Source organism: Shinella sp. WSC3-e, assembly GCF_945994535.1.
Taxonomy (GTDB): Bacteria; Pseudomonadota; Alphaproteobacteria; order Rhizobiales; family Rhizobiaceae; genus Shinella; species Shinella yambaruensis.
The window spans coordinates 1,386,020-1,401,903 of sequence record NZ_OZ000530.1; the positions used below are offsets into that span (position 1 = coordinate 1,386,020).

Below are 15,884 nucleotides of genomic sequence, written 5' to 3' on the forward strand. Positions count from 1 at the left end.
CATGGCGGACAGCCGGCCCCTCGCGCGCGACCGGCTGGCCATCATCGCCGGCGGCGGCCTCCTGCCGCGCTATGTCGCGGATGCGGCCCGCGCCCGTGGCGAGGATCCCTACATCCTGGCGCTGCGTGACGAAGCCAGCCCGGACTGGTCCGGCTTCGAGCACCAGGTCATCTCCATCGGCAACTATGCCGGCATCGGCGCCACCTTCCGCGCGAAGGGCATCGGCCGGGCCGTGCTGTCGGGCTCCGTCCGGCGCCGGCCGGAATGGCGGGACATCCATGCGCCGCTGAAGGCTCTTGCCGCCGTGCCCTCCATCATCCGCACGCTGCTGAAGGGCGGCGACGATGCGGTGCTGAAGATGGTCATCCGGCTGATCGAGGCCGAGGGGGTGCGTGTCGTCGGCGCGCATGACATCGTGCCGGACCTGCTCGGCAGCGAAGGCCCGCTCGGCGCCGTCGCCCCGGACGCGGCCGCCGAGGCCGATATCGCCGCCGCCGCCGCCGCCGCGCTGGTGCTCGGCCGCCTCGACGTGGGGCAGGGCGCCGTTGCGCTCGGCGGGCGCGTGGTGGCGCTGGAGGGGGCGGAGGGCACGGATGCAATGCTGGAGCGGGTGGCGGGCCTGCGCGCGGCCGGGCGCATCTCCGCGCGCCGCAAGGGCGTGCTCGTCAAGCTCTGCAAGCCGGAGCAGGACCTGCGCGCCGACCTGCCGTCAATCGGCGTGGAAACCCTGCGCCGCGCCCGCGCCGCCGGCCTCGCGGGGATTGCGGTGGAGGCTGGGCGCTCGCTGGTGCTGGAGCGCGCGGCGCTCGTTGCCGAAGCGGATGCGAACGGCCTGTTCGTGACCGGCATCGTGCCGGACAGGGCGGAGATGAGGCAATGACGGGAAGGCCCCTGACGATTGGCGTCGTTGCCGGCGAGGTTTCCGGCGATCTCCTCGGCGGCGACCTGATCGCGGCCTTGCGGGTTGCCCATGCCGGCCCGGTCGCGCTCGTCGGCGTCGGCGGCGAGGCACTGGAGCGGCAGGGGCTTCAATCCCTGTTCGATTTCTCCGAGCTCTCCATCATGGGAATCTCGCAGGTGCTGAAACGCCTGCCATCGCTCATCCGCCGCATTCGCCAGACGGCCGATGCCCTGATCGCCGCGCGACCGGACGTGCTTGTCATCATCGATAGCCCGGACTTCACACACCGCGTGGCGCGCCGCGTGCGCAAGGCACTGCCGGACCTGCCGGTCGTCAACTATGTCTGCCCGAGCGTCTGGGCCTGGAAGGAAGAGCGCGCGCCGCGCATGCGCGCCTATGTCGACCACGTCCTCGCCCTCCTGCCGTTCGAGCCGGCCGTGATGGAGCAGCTCGGCGGCCCGGCGACGACCTATGTCGGCCACCGGCTGATCGGCGATCCCGATATCCGGCACATCCGCGCCGCGCGCCTTGCCCGCGCCGAGCGGGCGCCCGGCGAGCGCGTCTGCCTGCTGCTTCCCGGCTCGCGCGGCACCGAAATCACCCGCCTGCTGCCGGTCTTCGGCGAGGCCGCACGGGAGATCACCGCGCGAAACCCCGGCACGCGCTTCCTCCTGCCCACCGTGCCGCGGCAGGAAGCGCTGGTGCGAAAGCTGACGGCAGACTGGCCGGTGAAACCGCAGATCACCGTGTCCACCGCGCAGAAGTGGCAGGCCTTCACCGAGGCCGATGCGGCGATCGCGGCATCCGGCACCGTCATCCTCGAACTGGCGCTCGCCCGCGTGCCGGTCGTCTCGACCTATCGTTTCGACTGGCTCGCCAACCTCTTCCTCGGCAAGGTGAGGATCTGGACGGCGGCGATCCCCAACATCATCGCCGACTATGCCGTCGTGCCGGAATACCTGAACGACATGGTGCGCCCCGGCAGCTTGACCCGCTGGTTCGAGCGGCTTTCGCAGGAGACGATGCAGCGCCGCGCCATGCTGCAAGGCTACGACCTCGTGCACGAACGCATGCAGACCGGAAGGCCGCCCGGCGAGACCGGCGCGGCGGTCATCCTCGATCTCCTTGCAGCAAAAAAGCCCGGTCGAAACTGACCGGGCTTTTTCATGGATATCTGCTGAAATCAGCGCTTGGAGACGGGGATATAGTCGCGCTTCGGAGCGCCGACATAGAGCTGGCGCGGACGGCCGATGCGCTGTTCCGGGTCTTCGATCATCTCGTTCCACTGGGCGATCCAGCCGACCGTGCGGGCGAGCGCGAAGAGCACGGTGAACATGGTGGTGGGGAAGCCCAGCGCCTTCAGCGTGATGCCGGAGTAGAAGTCGATGTTCGGATAGAGCTTCTTCTCGATGAAGTAGTCGTCCGTCAGCGCGATGCGCTCCAGCTCCATCGCGACTTCCAGCATCGGATCGTCCTTGATGCCGAGCTCGCCGAGAACCTCGTGCGTCGTCTTCTGCATGATGCGGGCGCGCGGGTCGTAGTTCTTGTAGACGCGGTGGCCGAATCCCATCAGGCGGAACGGATCGTTCTTGTCCTTCGCCTTGGCGACATATTCCGGAATACGCTCGACCGAGCCGATTTCGGCGAGCATGTTGAGCGCGGCTTCGTTCGCGCCGCCATGGGCCGGGCCCCAGAGGCAGGCGATGCCGGCCGCGATGCAGGCGAAGGGGTTGGCGCCGGAGGAGCCGGCGAGGCGGACCGTCGAGGTGGAGGCGTTCTGCTCGTGGTCGGCATGCAGGATGAAGATGCGGTCCATGGCGCGCGACAGCACCGGGTTCACCACATAGTCCTCGCACGGCACGGCAAAACACATGCGCAGGAAGTTCGACGCGTAGTCGAGGTCGTTCTTCGGGTAAACGAAGGGCTGGCCGATATGGTACTTGTAGGCCATGGCGGCGATCGTCGGCATCTTGGCGATCATGCGCAGCGAGGCGACCATGCGCTGGTGCGGATCGGTGATGTCGGTGGAGTCGTGGTAGAAGGCCGACAGCGCGCCGACACAGCCGCACATGACGGCCATCGGGTGGGCGTCGCGGCGAAAGCCGGTGAAGAAGCGGCTCATCTGCTCGTGCACCATGGTGTGGTGCGTGACACGGTAGTCGAAATCGTCCTTCTGGGCCTTGGTCGGCAGCTCGCCGTACAACAGAAGATAGCAGACTTCGAGGAAGTCGCCGTGTTCGGCCAGCTGCTCGATCGGGTAGCCGCGGTGCAGCAACACGCCTTCGTCGCCATCGATATAGGTGATCTTCGACTCGCAGGAGGCGGTGGAGGTGAAGCCGGGGTCGTAGGTGAAGGCGCCTGTATTCTTGTACAGCGTGCCGATGTCGATCACATCGGGGCCGATCGTACCGGACCGGGTCGGCAATTCGACTGTCTTGTCACCGATCGACACACCCGCGCTTGTTCCTGTCATAACGATCCTCCGTTGTTTCCAATGGCGGCACGAGGTTGTGCCGGAACCATGAACATGCTCGTTTTGCTAGCCCATTTGCGTTTGCATGCCAAGCGAGACCAAAGGCAAATTGTGCATTGCGAAAACAGGCTTTCCGGCAACGCAATATCTACCCTTTCCAACAAGTTTCAAGCAACTTTTGCGCGTGTTTCATTAAATGCGGAGGTGGCATCCTTTCTGTTTGGCTTAGCATCTGCGGCGGCTACTGCTGATTGAATATTCTTCCGTTCGATTGCATGATGAGGTCCGGACGGGCGGGGCCGCGATCATGGAGAAAGCCGACGTCAAAGAACGGCGGGAAGTGCCCGAGGCCGATGCCTGGCGGGCGGTGCCTGATGGCGCCCGCCTGCCGACCCCGGTTTACGGGCCGCGCAACGGGTCCGTGTTTTCCGGCATGCGGCACGCGGCAATGCGTCTCCGGGGCGCGGCTGCCGCGCGGCAGGCGGGCGCGGCAGCCCTTGCGGAGGAGCGCGCCCACGGCCACTTCTTCCTCTTCGTTCCGGTCTTTCTCGGCGCCGGGGCCGCTTTCTGGTTTGCCGTCGCCTCCGATCCGCCGCTTCTTGCCATACTCCTCTCCGCCTCACTCGCCTTCTGGCCGGCCTGGCGCCTGCGCCACCGGGAAGACTGGGTCGCGCTTGTGGCCGCCGCGGCGTTTCTGGTTCCCGCCGGCATGCTGCTGGCCGCGCTTGAAAGCGCCCGGCTCGGCACGGTCATCCTTGACGCGCCGGTTACCACCGAGATCCATGGCCGCGTGCTCTCGCGCGAAAGCGATGAACGCGGTGCGATCCGTTATCGCATCGCGCTCGATGCGACGCGCGATCCCGTGCTGAAGCGGCAACCCGCCGTGGTGACGCTGCTGGCCCGCAGCCGGCACGCGCCGATCCCGATCGGCGGCGGCATAACCGGGCGCGCCCGGCTCGGCCCGCCCTCCGGCCCGGCGCTTTCGGGTCTCAACGACTTCGCCTTCGACGCGTATTTCGCCGGCACCGGGGCGGTCGGCTATTTCTACCGCGCGCCGGGCACGGCCGCGGTGGCCGATCCGGGGCTTGCCGACCGGATCCGGCAGGAGATCGCCACATGGCGCAACAACCTCACCGAGCACATCCGCGGCCGCATCGGGGGCGATGCCGGGGCGATCGCCGCGGCACTGGTGACGGCCGAACAGCGGGCGATCGGCGTGGAGACGGTGGAGGCGCTGCGGCAGGCGGGGCTTGCCCATGTGCTCGCCATTTCCGGGCTCAACATGGTGCTTGCCGCCGGCACCTTCCTCGTCGGCGCGCGCGTCGTGATGGCGTTGATCCCGGGCTTCTCCGAGCGTTATCCCGCCAAGAAGATCGCCGCCGCCGGGGCGCTCGTCATGGTGACGCTCTACATCCTCGTCTCGGGCGGCGCGATCTCCGCCGTGCGTTCCTGGATCATGATCTGCGTCATGCTCGTCGCGGTGCTGTTCGGCCGGTCCGCGATCAGCCTGCGCAACGTGGCACTTTCGGCGATCCTCATCCTGGTCGCGACGCCGTCCGCCGTCACCAATCCCGGCTTCCAGATGTCCTATGCGGCGACGCTCGGGCTCGTCGCCGGCTATGCGGCCTGGCGCGAACGCCCCGTCCGGCGGGAGGACGGGGGAGGGCGCCTGAAACTCTTCGGCGGCGCGCTCGGCCGCTTCTTCGGCGGGCTCATGCTGTCCTCGCTGATCGGCGGGTTCTCGACCCTGATCTATTCCATCGGCCACTTCCACCGCATCCCGGCCTACGGGCTGGCCGGCAACCTGCTCGCCATGCCCGTCATCAGCGCCGTCGTCATGCCCTTCGGTCTCGTCGCCGTGCTCTTGATGCCCCTTGGCCTCGATGCGGTGCCCTTCGCGATCATGGGCAAGGGCATCGAGTGGATGATCGCCCTTTCGACATGGGTCGCGAACTGGAAGGGCGAGATCGTCACCGGCCGCATTGCGCCCGCCGCCTTCCTTCTGGTCGGCCTCGGCGGCGGCCTTGTCTGCATCCTGCGCACGCGGCTGCGCCATGCGGGAACGTTGCTTGTCGGCCTCGGCCTCGCCATCGCCTGCTGGCCGGCCGGACGCGATGCGCCGGAGGCGCTGGTGTCGGAGGACGGCCGCCTCGTCGCCATCCTTCATGGCGAAACCGTCGCGACGAACCGTGCGCGGCCGCCGGACTTCATCTATGCGCAGTGGCGGCGCGCCCTCCGGCTCGGCGATCTTGCAAAACCGGACATCCGCCGGAGCGCGGGATTGACTATCGAGGACGCGGGCGAGCCCTCCGGTGCAACCGGAGACCGGAAACGGCCCCGGCGCAAGGCCGACCGGCAAAAGGCGAGGGACGCCATGGCCGCGGCTTTCACGGCGGCGAGAGAGGGCGACAATTTCGTTTGCGAGGCAAAGGCATTCTGCGCCGCCGTCTCGCCGAGCGGCTGGCGGATCGTCACCCTGGACGACGTCGCCTTCCTGGGCACGGCCTGCGACGCCGCCGATCTCGTCGTCGTTCCCTTTGCCCTCCGGCTGGAGGTCTGCCGTTCGGGCGCCCGCCTGGTGACGGCGCGTCATCTGAGGCGAACCGGCGCCCTCGAGATCCGGCCGGATCCTGAAGGCGCATCCGGCGCTCTCTCCGGGGCCGACATCACGCCGGCCGTCGAAAGCTTAGCCCGGCCGTGGTCCCGCCATCGCACCTATGACTGGCGCACCGGCACCTTCGATCTTCCGAAGGATCAGTTGTAGCGGCGGATGAGGCCGACCAGCTTGCCCTGGATCTTCACGCGGTCCGGCCCGAAGATGCGGGTCTCGTAGGCTGGGTTTGCCGCTTCGAGCGCGATGGACGCGCCCTTGCGGCGGAAGCGCTTCAAGGTCGCCTCCTCGTCGTCGACAAGCGCCACGATGATTTCACCGGGATTGGCGCTGCTGGCATTGCGGATGATGACCGTGTCGCCGTCGAGAATGCCGGCCTCGATCATCGAGTCGCCCTTGACCTCCAGCGCATAGTGCTCACCGTTGCCGATCATCTCGGCCGGCACGGTGATGTCATGCGTGTTGTTCTGGATGGCGGAGATCGGCACGCCGGCGGCGATGCGGCCCATGACCGGTACGGAGACGGAAGACGGGATCTCCGCGATCGGCGTGCGCTGCGGCGGGGCGGCGGCCGGGGCCTGCTTGCCGCGGCTGCCCTCGATGACCGCCGGCGAAAAGCCGCGGCGCGGCTGCAGGCTCTGGGTATAGGCCTCGGGAAGCTTGATCACCTCCAGCGCGCGGGCCCGGTTGGGCAGGCGCCGGATGAAGCCGCGCTCCTCCAGCGCCGTGATGAGGCGGTGGATGCCGGACTTGGAGGCGAGATCCAGCGCATCCTTCATCTCGTCGAAGGAGGGGGGAATGCCGGACTCCTTCATCCGTTCATGAATGAACAGGAGAAGTTCCTGTTGTTTGCGCGTGAGCATGGCCCCTCCACCGAGAATCGTGTGAAACAAATCCAGAACAGACACTATCTGTTCCATATGTGTTCCGCAAGGGGTTGCTGAAACAATAATAGTACTGTTCAGGCGGCAGGTTCGCGCAGCAGAAGAACCGTGCAGGGCGTGCCCGCCGGGGCCGCCGGGGCGTGGGGCGGGCGGACGAGCAGGCCTTCGGAGACGGCGAACGCCTTCATCATCGAGGAATCCTGCTTGTCGAGGGGCGTGACGAGCAGTTCGCCGGCGGGGCCGCGGGCGATGCGCGCGCGGACATAGTCCTGCCGGTGGTCGTTCTCCTTGAGCGGCACGGCGGCGACGGCCGGATGTTGCCGGTCTTTCGCCGGCAGGCGGGCGAGACGGCGCACGAGGGGAGCGAGGAAGAGATGCGAGCAGACGAGGCTCGAAACGGGATTGCCGGGCAGGCCCACCACCTGGACCGCGCCGAGGCGGCCGACCATCAGGGGTTTTCCCGGGCGCATGGCGATGCGCCAGAAATCGAGTTCCATGCCCGCCTCGCCGAGCACGGGCTGCACGAGGTCGAAATCCCCGACGGAGGCGCCGCCGAGCGTGACGAGCACGTCGATATCCTGCGTCAGCGCGTGGCGAACGGCCTCCAGCAGCGCCTGCCTGTCGTCGCGAACGATGCCGAGGTCGATCACCTCCGCGCCGGCCTCCCGGGCGAGGGCGGCGACGCCGTAGGTGTTGGAGGCGATGATCTGGCTGGCGCCGGGCGGCGTGCCGGGCGGCACGAGCTCGTCGCCGGTGGCGAGCAGGGCGATGCGGGGGCGGGCATAGACCGGCAAGACGGGGTGGTTCATCGCCGCCGCCACGGTCAGCCGGCCGGCATCGAGCACGTCGCCGGCCTTCAGGACGACCTCGCCCTCGGAGAAATCCTGGCCGCGGGGACGGATGTGGCGGCCCTTCGGGGTGAGGAAGGTGGTGCGGATGCGGCCGTCTTCCAGCACCGCGGCATCTTCCTGCAGCAGAACGGTATCGGCGAAGGCCGGCAGCGGGGCGCCGGTGAAGATGCGCACCGCCTCGCCGGGCGCCGCGATGCCCTCGAAGGCATGGCCGGCCGAGGAGAGGCCGACGACCGACAGGACGGAGCCGAGCACGGCGATGTCCGCATGGCGCACCGCATAGCCGTCCATGGCGGAATTGTCGAAGGGCGGCTGCGTCAGCCGTGCGGCGATGTCTTCGGCGAGCACGCGGCCGTCGGCCTCGTGCAGCCCAACCGTCTCCGTCCGCCGCGTCGGCCGGGCGGCGGAAAGCAGGCGGTCGAGGGCGTCCGCGACGCTGAGGAGGGACATCAGCCGGCGTCTCCGCGCCGGTAGTCGCCGGAGCGTCCGCCGGATTTTTCGACGAGGCGGATGCCGCTTATCTCCATTTCGCGGTCAGCGGCCTTGGCCATGTCGTAGATGGTGAGGCAGGCGACGCTGACGGCGGTGAGCGCTTCCATCTCGACGCCGGTGCGGCCGGTGAGCTTGGCCATCGCCTCGACGCGCAGGCCCGGCAGGGCGCGGTCCTCGAAGACCTCCACGGCCACCTTGGTCAGCATCAACGGATGGCAGAGCGGGATGAGGCTCGCGGTCTGCTTGGCGGCCATGATGCCGGCAAGGCGCGCCGTGCCGATCACGTCGCCCTTCTTGGCATTGCCGCTAAGGATGAGCTCCAGCGTCGCCGGCGCCATGCGGACGAAGCCTTCGGCTCTTGCAACGCGCACCGTCTCGGCCTTGTCGCCGACATCCACCATGCTGGCTTGCCCGGCGGCGTCGATATGGGTGAGCGTGCGGGCCTCGCCCGTCATTGCGCGACCGCCATCATTCCGCCGCCAGCATGCCGGCGGAGCCGGTCAGGAGCTCGCGCGTCGCGGCCGCCACGTCGTCCTTGCGCATCAGGCTCTCGCCGACGAGGAAGGTGGAGATGCCGGCCTTGCCGAGCCGTTCGCAATCCGCATGGGTGAAGATGCCGCTCTCGCCGACCAGCAGCCGGTCCTCGGGCACCATGCCGGCGAGCTTTTCCGACACGGCGAGATCCACCTCGAAGGTGCGCAGGTTGCGGTTGTTGATGCCGACGAGCTTGGACTTGAGCTTCAGCGCGCGCTCCATTTCCGGCGCGTCGTGCACCTCGATCAGCACGTCCATGCCGAGCGAGAAGGCGGCGTCCTCCAGCCTCTTCGCGTCGTCGTCGCCGAGCGAGGCCATGATGAGGAGGATGCAGTCCGCGCCCCAGGCGCGCGCCTCCAGCACCTGGTAGCTGTCGAACATGAAATCCTTGCGCAGCGCCGGCAGGCCACAGGCCGCACGCGCCGCCGTCAGGAATTCCGGCGCGCCCTGGAAGCTCGGCGTGTCCGTGAGCACGGAAAGGCAGGCGGCACCGCCGGCCTCGTAGGCCTTCGCCAGCGCCGGCGGATCGAAATCCGGCCGGATGAGGCCCTTGGAGGGACTTGCCTTCTTGATCTCGGCGATGAGGCCGAAGCGGCCCCCGGCCTTCTTCGCCTTGAGGCTGGCGAAGAAGCCGCGCGGCGGCTCCTGGTCGCGGATGCGGGCGCGAAGCTCGGCGGGGGAAACGCGCGCCTTGGCGGCGGCGATCTCCTCCAGCTTGTAGGCCTCGATCTTTTTCAGGATATCGGTCATGGACAATCCTACTCCGCCTTGCCTTCGTTGGAAACCGCGACAAGGCGTTCCAGCACGGTGCGGGCGCGGCCGCTTTCCAGCGCTTCGACGGCAAGCCGCATGCCGTCCTTCAGCGTTTCCGCCTTGCCGGCGACGACCAGCGAGGCGGCGGCATTGGCGAGCGAAATGTCCCGGTAGGGCATGTGCGCGCCGCCGAGCACGGAGAGGAGGGCGGCGGCATTGTGCGCGCCGTCGCCGCCGCGCAGGTCGTCGAGCGCAACCTGGGGCAGGCCGAAATCGGCAGGCGTCAGCTCGAAGGTGCGGATCTTTCCATTTTCGAGGGCGGCGACCCGGGTGGTGCCCGTCGTGGTGATCTCGTCGAGGCCCTCGCCATGAACGACCCAGATGCTTTCCGAGCCCAGGTCGCGCATCACCTCGGCGATCGGCAGCAGCCAGTGCGGCGAGAAGACGCCGAGCAGCTGGCGCTTGACGCTGCCGGGATTGGAGAGCGGGCCGAGCAGGTTGAAGATCGTGCGCGTGCCGAGTTCGACGCGCGACGGGCCGACATGCTTCATGGCGGGATGATGCAGCTGCGCGAACATAAAGCCGAGGCCGGCATCGTGCACGCAGCGCGCGATTTCCGCGGGGCCGATGTCCAGCTTGACGCCGAGGCAGGAGAGGGCGTCCGCCGTGCCCGACTTCGAGCTCAGCGCCCGGTTGCCGTGCTTGGCGACCGGAACGCCGGCGCCCGCGACGATGATCGCCGCGAGCGTCGAGATGTTGTAGGTGCCCGCGCCGTCGCCGCCCGTGCCGACGATGTCGATCGCGTCGGCGGGAACATCGACCGGCAGCATGCGGGCGCGCATCGAGCCGACCGCGCCGTAGATCTCGTCGACGGTCTCGCCGCGCACGCGCAGCGCCATCAGGAAGCCGCCGATCTGCGAGGGCGTGGCGGCGCCGGACATGATGATCTCGAAGGCGCCGCGGGCGTCCTCGCGATCCAGCGTCGCGCCCCCGGCGACCTTGGCGATATAGGGTTTCAGGTCGGACATGCGGTTCCCGTCTCCCTATCGCGCGATGCTCTGCTCGGCGAGCGTGCGGTTGATCGAGACGCCGTAGGAGGCCTGCAGGGCGCTCACCATCTGGTCGAGGATGTCGTCGCCGCTGGCGCGCGCGACGGCGGCGATCTGCTGCTCGTCGCCTGAAAGCGCGTCGGTGGCGGTCTCGGCGTTCACGTCCGTCACCTTCAGCAGGATCTGGCCCTCGCCGTCGACGCCCGGCGTGTTGGCGACATGGCCGACGGGACCGGCGAAGGCTGCGGCGACGGCTGCCGGGCTCAGCACCGGATCCTGGGCGCCGCGGTTGAGGCCCGTCTTGTTCTCCACGGCCATGCCGAGCTCGCCGGCGATGGCGGCAAGGTCGCCGCCCTTGCGCACGCGCTCGGCCAGCTCCTCCGCCTTCTTGGCGAGCGTCTGGCGCTGCTGCTCGGCGGTCCAGTCGGCAACCGCGCGTTCGCGCACTTCGTCGAGCGTGCGGTCGCGGTCCGGGATCACGTCGAGCACCTCGAACCAGGCATAGCCCTCGCGGCCGACATTGATCGGCTGCGTTTCCGTGCCGACATCCGTCTTGAAGACCTCGCCGAGAAGGGTGGCCTTTTCGGGCAGGCCGTCGATCTCCTCGCCCTTCTGGTCGTTGCCCTGGGCGTCGACGGCGTCGAGCGTCACGGCCTTGAGGTTGTTCCTGGCGGCCGCTTCCGCAAGGCTGAGGCCCTCGGCGCGCGCGTCTTCCAGCCGATCATGCACGGCGAGGATGCCGTCGGCGGCCTCGCTCAGCGCCAGCTCGCTGCGCAGCTCCTCCTTCACCTCGTCGAAGGTCTTGACGTTTTCCGGGCGGATGTTCGTCACGCGCAGGATGATCGGGCCGAACGTGCCGTCGATGACCGGCGTCGTGCCGCCGTTCTCGGCGACGGCGAAGGCGGGAGCGGCGAACTTCTGGTCCGGGACGTTCGCCTCGGTGAAATCGCCGAGCAGGACGTCGGCGGCCGTCTTGCCCTGTTCGGCGACGATGGCGTCGAAGGTCGTGCCGGAGGCGAGCTTGGCGGCGGCGGCGTCCGCGCTGGCGCGGTCGGCGAAGGTCAGTTGCTCGATCGTGCGGGTGGCCGGCGTGCGGTATTTTTCCTTGTTCTTCTCATAGTCGGCCCGCAGCGCCTCGTCGGTGATCGCGGCCGTGTCGACAATGTCCTTCGGCTCGAGCGAGACATAGACGACCTTGCGGTATTCCGGCGCGCGGTACTTGGCCTTGTTCTCCTCGAACCAGGGGGCGAGCACGTCGTCGCCCGGTGCCTTGACGGGGTCGATATTGGCATTGCTCAGGATGAGATAATCGACGGTGCGCGCCTCGTTGCGATACTGGCGCAGCGCCGCCGTCAGCACGTCCGGTGCCTTGTAGCCGTCGGAAACCGCCTCGACGACCTGCGCGCGGATCGCCACCTGGCTGCGGTTGTTGATGTAGTCGTTCTCCCTGAGGCCGGCATTGCGCAGCACTGCGGAGAAGGCCATGCGGTCGAACTGGCCGTTGACGCCGCGGAAGGCCGGGTCGTCGGCGATCAGCTGGGCGAGGCGGCCTTCGGAAAGGCCGAGGTTCATGTCGCGCGACAGCTGGTCGAGCGCGGCGCCCGCGACGAGCTCGGCGAAAACCTGATTCTCGATGCCGAAGGCGCGGGCCTGCTCGGCGTTCAGCCGCATGCCGAAGCGCTGCGACATGGTCGCGACCTGGCGCTCGTAGGCCAGGCGGAAGTCCGTCGGCGAGACGCTGACATCGCCGACCGTGACGACGGAATTGGCCGTGCCGGTGATAAGAGAGCTCGAAACGCCCCAGACAGCGAAGGAACCGACCAGAACGATCAGCAGGGCTTTTGCCACCCAAGTATGGGAGGCGCGTCTCAGGGCTTCGAGCATCGTCTAAATTTCCTCAATCACGGCGGCCATGCGGCCGGAGATCGTCTCTTAACGGAAAGTTCGCGGGAATTGAAGTCCGCCCGGCGCGCACGATGCGTGGGAAAACCGGGTCCGGCGCAAATGGGCGGGGCGGTGCCGATTTATTTTGCCGGCAAACAAAAGTTTTCTGAAATTATTGACGGAATACCGCCAGAATGGCCTATCACGATACGAAACTTCGTGCTCGGATGCGCGATCAGGCCGGTGAGTCCCGTTTCCACCGGCCGGAAGGAGGGCAGAACGTGGAATCCACGATCGTCATGATCAATCTTTTCGGCGCGGTTGCGCTGCTGCTCTTCGGCCTGGCGCAGGTGAAGGACGGCATGACGCGCGCCTTCGGCGTGCGGCTGCGCTCGGGCCTGGCGCTCGGCACGCGCGGGCCGTTCCGCTCCTTCTTCGCCGGTTTCGTCGCCACCGTCGCGCTGCAGAGCTCGACGGCGACGGCGCTGATGATCGCCTCCTTCGTCGAGCGCAACCTCGTCAGGGCGCGCATGGCGCAGATCGTGCTGCTCGGCGCCAATGTCGGCACGGCCGTCACGGCCTGGCTGGTGGCGACGGGCATCGAATCGATTTCCCCGCTCGTCATCCTGATCGGCATCGTCTTCTACAAATCGAGCAGTTCCACCGCCCGGCAGGGCCTCGGCTCCGCCCTGGTCGGCATCGGCCTGATGCTCTTGTCGCTGCACCTGCTCAGCCTTGCGACCGAGCCGATGCGCCAGTCTCCGGCGCTCGGCGCCTTCCTGACGCTGCTCGACGGCGCCTGGCCCGTGGCGCTCGCCTTCTCGACGGTCCTTGCCATCATCTCGTCTTCCAGCCTTGCCGTCGTCGTGCTCATCATCTCGCTGACGGCGATGGGCATCCTGTCGCCGGCCCTGACGGTCATCCTGGTGCTCGGCGCCAATCTCGGGGGCGCCGTGCCGCCGGTCATCGCCACCTTGAAGGCGGCCGCCTCGGCCCGCCGCGTCACGCTCGGAAACCTCCTCGTGCGCGGGGTCGGCTGCCTTGCCGTGCTGCCCTTCGCGGGGCAGGTCGCCGAGCTGCTGGCCCTCCTGCCGCTCCCGGCCACGAAGCTTCCCGTCGACGTGCACCTTGCGTTCAACCTTGTGGTGGCGCTCGTCCTCTGGCCGCTGTCCGGCCCGCTTTCCAAGCTGATGGAAAAGCTCGTGCCGGAAGAAAAGCAGCCGGAGACGGGGCCGAAATATCTCGACGATTCCGCGCTTTCGAACCCGGTCGTGGCGCTGTCCGGCGCAACGCGCGAGGTCCTGCGCATCGGCGACATCATCGAATCCATGCTGATCCGCACGATGCGGGCGTTCAACGACAACAACCTGGCGCCGCTGAAGGATGTCGGCGAACTGGAGCGGCAGGTCGACGCCCTGCAGCAGGAGGTGAAGATCTACCTCTCGCGCCTTGGCCGGCAGGGCATCACCGGCGAAAGCGCGGCGCGCTCCATCGTCATCATCGACTATGCGATCAACCTCGAACATGTCGGCGACATCATCGAGAAGGGCCTGCAGGAGCAGGTGCGCAAGAAGATCACCAACGGCCTGAAATTCTCCGACGACGGCTACAAGGAACTCGCCAACCTCTTCAACCTGACGATCGAGAACCTGCGCATCGCCCAGACGATCTTCGTCACGCGCGACGAGGGGCTGGCGCGCCAGCTCGTCGAGGTGAAGGTGGATGTGCGGCGGATGGAGAAGCAGTCGTCCGAAAAGCATCTGGCGCGCCTGCGCGACGGGCGGCTCGACAGCCTCCAGACGAGTTCGCTGCATCTCGACATGCTGCGCGACCTGAAGCGCGTCAACGCCCACCTCGTCTCGGTCGCCTATCCGATCCTCGACGAGAGCGGGCTTCTGACGGAAAGCCGCCTGCGCAGCAGCGCCAGCTGAGAAATCCTCCTGCTTCGGCCCGGGTGGAGAAGCTCTCCTCATGAACGGGCGGGCGGCCTTTGTCGCTCATCCGCGGAATCCCTTTGTCTCCTCCGCCCCGTTTTTGCTAAGGAACGGCGTCGATTTCGGGTGAACGAGGATTCTCATGATTGCAACGAAGCGCAACTGCCTGGCCGTCATCCTGGCCGCCGGCGAAAGCACCCGGATGAAGTCCTCCCGCTCGAAGGTGCTGCATCCCGTGGCCGGCCGGCCGATGATCGCCCATGTGGTCGATGCGCTGGCCGCTGCCGGCATTTCCGATATCGCGCTGGTGCTCGGCCGCGATGCCGACAAGGTCGAGGCGGCGGCGCAGAACCCCGCGGTGACGAGCTCGGTGCACATCCAGACCGAACGGCTCGGCACCGCCCATGCCGTGCTGGCCGCGCGCGAGGCCATCGCGAAGGGCTATGACGACGTGCTCGTCATCTTCGGCGATACGCCGCTCGTCACCGAGGCGCCGCTCACGGCCGCCCGTGCCGGCCTTGCCGGCGGCGCGGATGTCGTCGTCATCGGTTTCGAGGCGGCGGACCCGACCGGGTACGGCCGGCTGATCGTGGAGAACGGCGAACTGCTGGCGATCCGCGAGCAGAAGGACGCGAGCGAGGCCGAGCGCGCCATCACCTATTGCAACGGCGGCCTGATGGCGATCGACGGACGCAAGGCGCTCGACCTCATCGGCCGCATCGGCAACGCCAATGCCAAGGGTGAGTACTATCTCACCGACATCGTCGAAGTGGTGCGCGCGGCCGGCGGGCGGGCAATAGCCGTCGCGGCGCCCGAGGAGGAGCTGACCGGCTGCAACACCCGCGCCGAGCTTGCCGTCATCGAGCGGCTCTGGCAGCAGCGCCGCCGCCGCCAGATGATGCTGGATGGCGTCTCGATGATCGCGCCGGAGACCGTCTTCCTGTCCTACGACACCAGGATCGCCCAGGACGTGACGATCGAGCCGAACGTCGTCTTCGGCCCGGGCGTCACCGTCGAATCGGGTGCCGTCATCCATTCCTTCTCGCATATCGAGGGCGCGCATGTGTCGGCCGACGCCGAGATCGGCCCCTATGCGCGCCTGAGGCCCGGCGCCCATCTCGGCGCGGGCGCCAAGGTCGGCAATTTCTGCGAGGTGAAGCAGGCGGAGATCGGCGCGGGCGCCAAGGTTAACCACCTGACCTATATCGGCGATGCGATCATCGGCGAGAAGACGAATATCGGCGCCGGCACCATCACCTGCAATTATGACGGCATCAACAAGCACCTGACCCGCATCGGCGCCAATGCCTTCATCGGCTCCAATTCGTCGCTCGTCGCGCCCGTCTCGATCGGCGATGGCGCCTATGTCGCGTCGGGCAGCGTCATCACCACGGATGTGCCGGACGATGCCGTCGCCTTCGGGAGGGCCCGGCAGGAGAACAAGGAGGGCAGGGCCGTGCTCGTCCGCGAGCGCAACCAGGCGGCCAAGGCAGCCAGGAAGAAGGCGGCCGAATAGGT

Annotated in this window: 13 protein-coding genes; 6 read left to right on the forward strand and 7 right to left on the reverse strand. The window is 67.8% G+C overall.

Annotation, left to right across the window (positions count from 1 at the left end):
- Position 1 precedes the first annotated feature (1 nt).
- Positions 2-880, forward strand: a complete 879-nt coding sequence (locus tag AABF56_RS07065) for an LpxI family protein (protein ID WP_272805399.1) — start codon at positions 2-4, stop codon at positions 878-880.
- On the forward strand, positions 877-2,055 hold the full coding sequence (gene lpxB / locus AABF56_RS07070) for a lipid-A-disaccharide synthase (protein WP_272805400.1): 1,179 nt from the start codon (positions 877-879) through the stop codon (positions 2,053-2,055). The genes AABF56_RS07065 and lpxB overlap by 4 nt, the downstream gene beginning before the upstream one ends.
- Positions 2,056-2,084: 29 nt before the next feature.
- Here lpxB and gltA read toward each other — a convergent pair whose 3' ends face one another.
- Positions 2,085-3,374, reverse strand: coding sequence for a citrate synthase (gene gltA / locus AABF56_RS07075; protein ID WP_244765558.1), 1,290 nt, complete (start codon positions 3,372-3,374; stop codon positions 2,085-2,087).
- A 48-nt stretch (positions 3,375-3,422) separates the two neighbouring features.
- Between gltA and AABF56_RS07080 the strand changes: the two genes are divergently transcribed.
- The gene (locus AABF56_RS07080; protein ID WP_244765557.1) at positions 3,423-3,629 is read left to right on the forward strand and encodes a hypothetical protein; all 207 of its coding nucleotides are present in this window, start codon (positions 3,423-3,425) and stop codon (positions 3,627-3,629) included.
- A 52-nt stretch (positions 3,630-3,681) separates the two neighbouring features.
- Positions 3,682-6,138, forward strand: a complete 2,457-nt coding sequence (locus AABF56_RS07085; protein ID WP_272805401.1) for a ComEC/Rec2 family competence protein — start codon at positions 3,682-3,684, stop codon at positions 6,136-6,138.
- Here the strand turns inward: AABF56_RS07085 and lexA are convergent.
- The 6 genes from lexA to AABF56_RS07115 form a co-directional block, all read right to left on the reverse strand.
- Positions 6,129-6,848, reverse strand: a complete 720-nt coding sequence (gene lexA / locus AABF56_RS07090) for a transcriptional repressor LexA (protein ID WP_244765555.1) — start codon at positions 6,846-6,848, stop codon at positions 6,129-6,131. The two genes, AABF56_RS07085 and lexA, sit on opposite strands and share 10 nt — an antisense overlap.
- 98 nt (positions 6,849-6,946) lie before the next feature.
- On the reverse strand, positions 6,947-8,170 hold the full coding sequence (locus tag AABF56_RS07095; protein WP_272805402.1) for a molybdopterin molybdotransferase MoeA: 1,224 nt from the start codon (positions 8,168-8,170) through the stop codon (positions 6,947-6,949).
- On the reverse strand, positions 8,170-8,667 hold the full coding sequence (moaC, locus tag AABF56_RS07100; RefSeq protein WP_272805403.1) for a cyclic pyranopterin monophosphate synthase MoaC: 498 nt from the start codon (positions 8,665-8,667) through the stop codon (positions 8,170-8,172). Before moaC ends, AABF56_RS07095 begins: the two co-directional genes overlap by 1 nt.
- Positions 8,668-8,680: 13 nt before the next feature.
- Complete coding sequence (trpC, locus tag AABF56_RS07105; protein ID WP_272805404.1) at positions 8,681-9,496, reverse strand: indole-3-glycerol phosphate synthase TrpC; 816 nt, start codon at positions 9,494-9,496, stop codon at positions 8,681-8,683.
- 8 nt (positions 9,497-9,504) lie between these two features.
- Positions 9,505-10,527 (reverse strand): anthranilate phosphoribosyltransferase, encoded by a 1,023-nt coding sequence (trpD, locus tag AABF56_RS07110; protein ID WP_272805405.1) that lies wholly within the window; start codon positions 10,525-10,527, stop codon positions 9,505-9,507.
- Positions 10,528-10,542: 15 nt separating this feature from the next.
- Positions 10,543-12,432, reverse strand: coding sequence for a peptidylprolyl isomerase (locus tag AABF56_RS07115; protein WP_272805406.1), 1,890 nt, complete (start codon positions 12,430-12,432; stop codon positions 10,543-10,545).
- A 281-nt stretch (positions 12,433-12,713) separates the two neighbouring features.
- Here AABF56_RS07115 and AABF56_RS07120 point away from each other — a divergent pair, with 281 nt between their 5' ends.
- Entirely contained in the window at positions 12,714-14,363 is a 1,650-nt protein-coding gene (locus AABF56_RS07120; protein WP_272805407.1) for a Na/Pi cotransporter family protein, read from the forward strand.
- Between the two features lie 145 nt (positions 14,364-14,508).
- Positions 14,509-15,882 carry a bifunctional UDP-N-acetylglucosamine diphosphorylase/glucosamine-1-phosphate N-acetyltransferase GlmU gene (glmU, locus tag AABF56_RS07125; protein ID WP_272805408.1) on the forward strand — a complete coding sequence of 458 codons (1,374 nt, stop codon included), beginning with the start codon at positions 14,509-14,511 and terminating at the stop codon, positions 15,880-15,882.
- Positions 15,883-15,884: the final 2 nt, after the last annotated feature.

Coding starts and splice junctions, on each gene's coding strand:
- lexA (WP_244765555.1), bottom strand. CDS start 6,848: ATGCTCACGCGCAAACAACAGGAACTTCTCCTGTTCATTCATGAACGG.
- glmU (WP_272805408.1), top strand. CDS start 14,509: ATGATTGCAACGAAGCGCAACTGCCTGGCCGTCATCCTGGCCGCCGGC.
- lpxB (WP_272805400.1), top strand. CDS start 877: ATGACGGGAAGGCCCCTGACGATTGGCGTCGTTGCCGGCGAGGTTTCC.
- trpC (WP_272805404.1), bottom strand. CDS start 9,496: ATGACCGATATCCTGAAAAAGATCGAGGCCTACAAGCTGGAGGAGATC.
- trpD (WP_272805405.1), bottom strand. CDS start 10,527: ATGTCCGACCTGAAACCCTATATCGCCAAGGTCGCCGGGGGCGCGACG.
- gltA (WP_244765558.1), bottom strand. CDS start 3,374: ATGACAGGAACAAGCGCGGGTGTGTCGATCGGTGACAAGACAGTCGAA.
- AABF56_RS07095 (WP_272805402.1), bottom strand. CDS start 8,170: ATGTCCCTCCTCAGCGTCGCGGACGCCCTCGACCGCCTGCTTTCCGCC.
- moaC (WP_272805403.1), bottom strand. CDS start 8,667: ATGACGGGCGAGGCCCGCACGCTCACCCATATCGACGCCGCCGGGCAA.
- AABF56_RS07085 (WP_272805401.1), top strand. CDS start 3,682: ATGGAGAAAGCCGACGTCAAAGAACGGCGGGAAGTGCCCGAGGCCGAT.
- AABF56_RS07115 (WP_272805406.1), bottom strand. CDS start 12,432: ATGCTCGAAGCCCTGAGACGCGCCTCCCATACTTGGGTGGCAAAAGCC.
- AABF56_RS07065 (WP_272805399.1), top strand. CDS start 2: ATGGCGGACAGCCGGCCCCTCGCGCGCGACCGGCTGGCCATCATCGCC.
- AABF56_RS07080 (WP_244765557.1), top strand. CDS start 3,423: ATGAACATGCTCGTTTTGCTAGCCCATTTGCGTTTGCATGCCAAGCGA.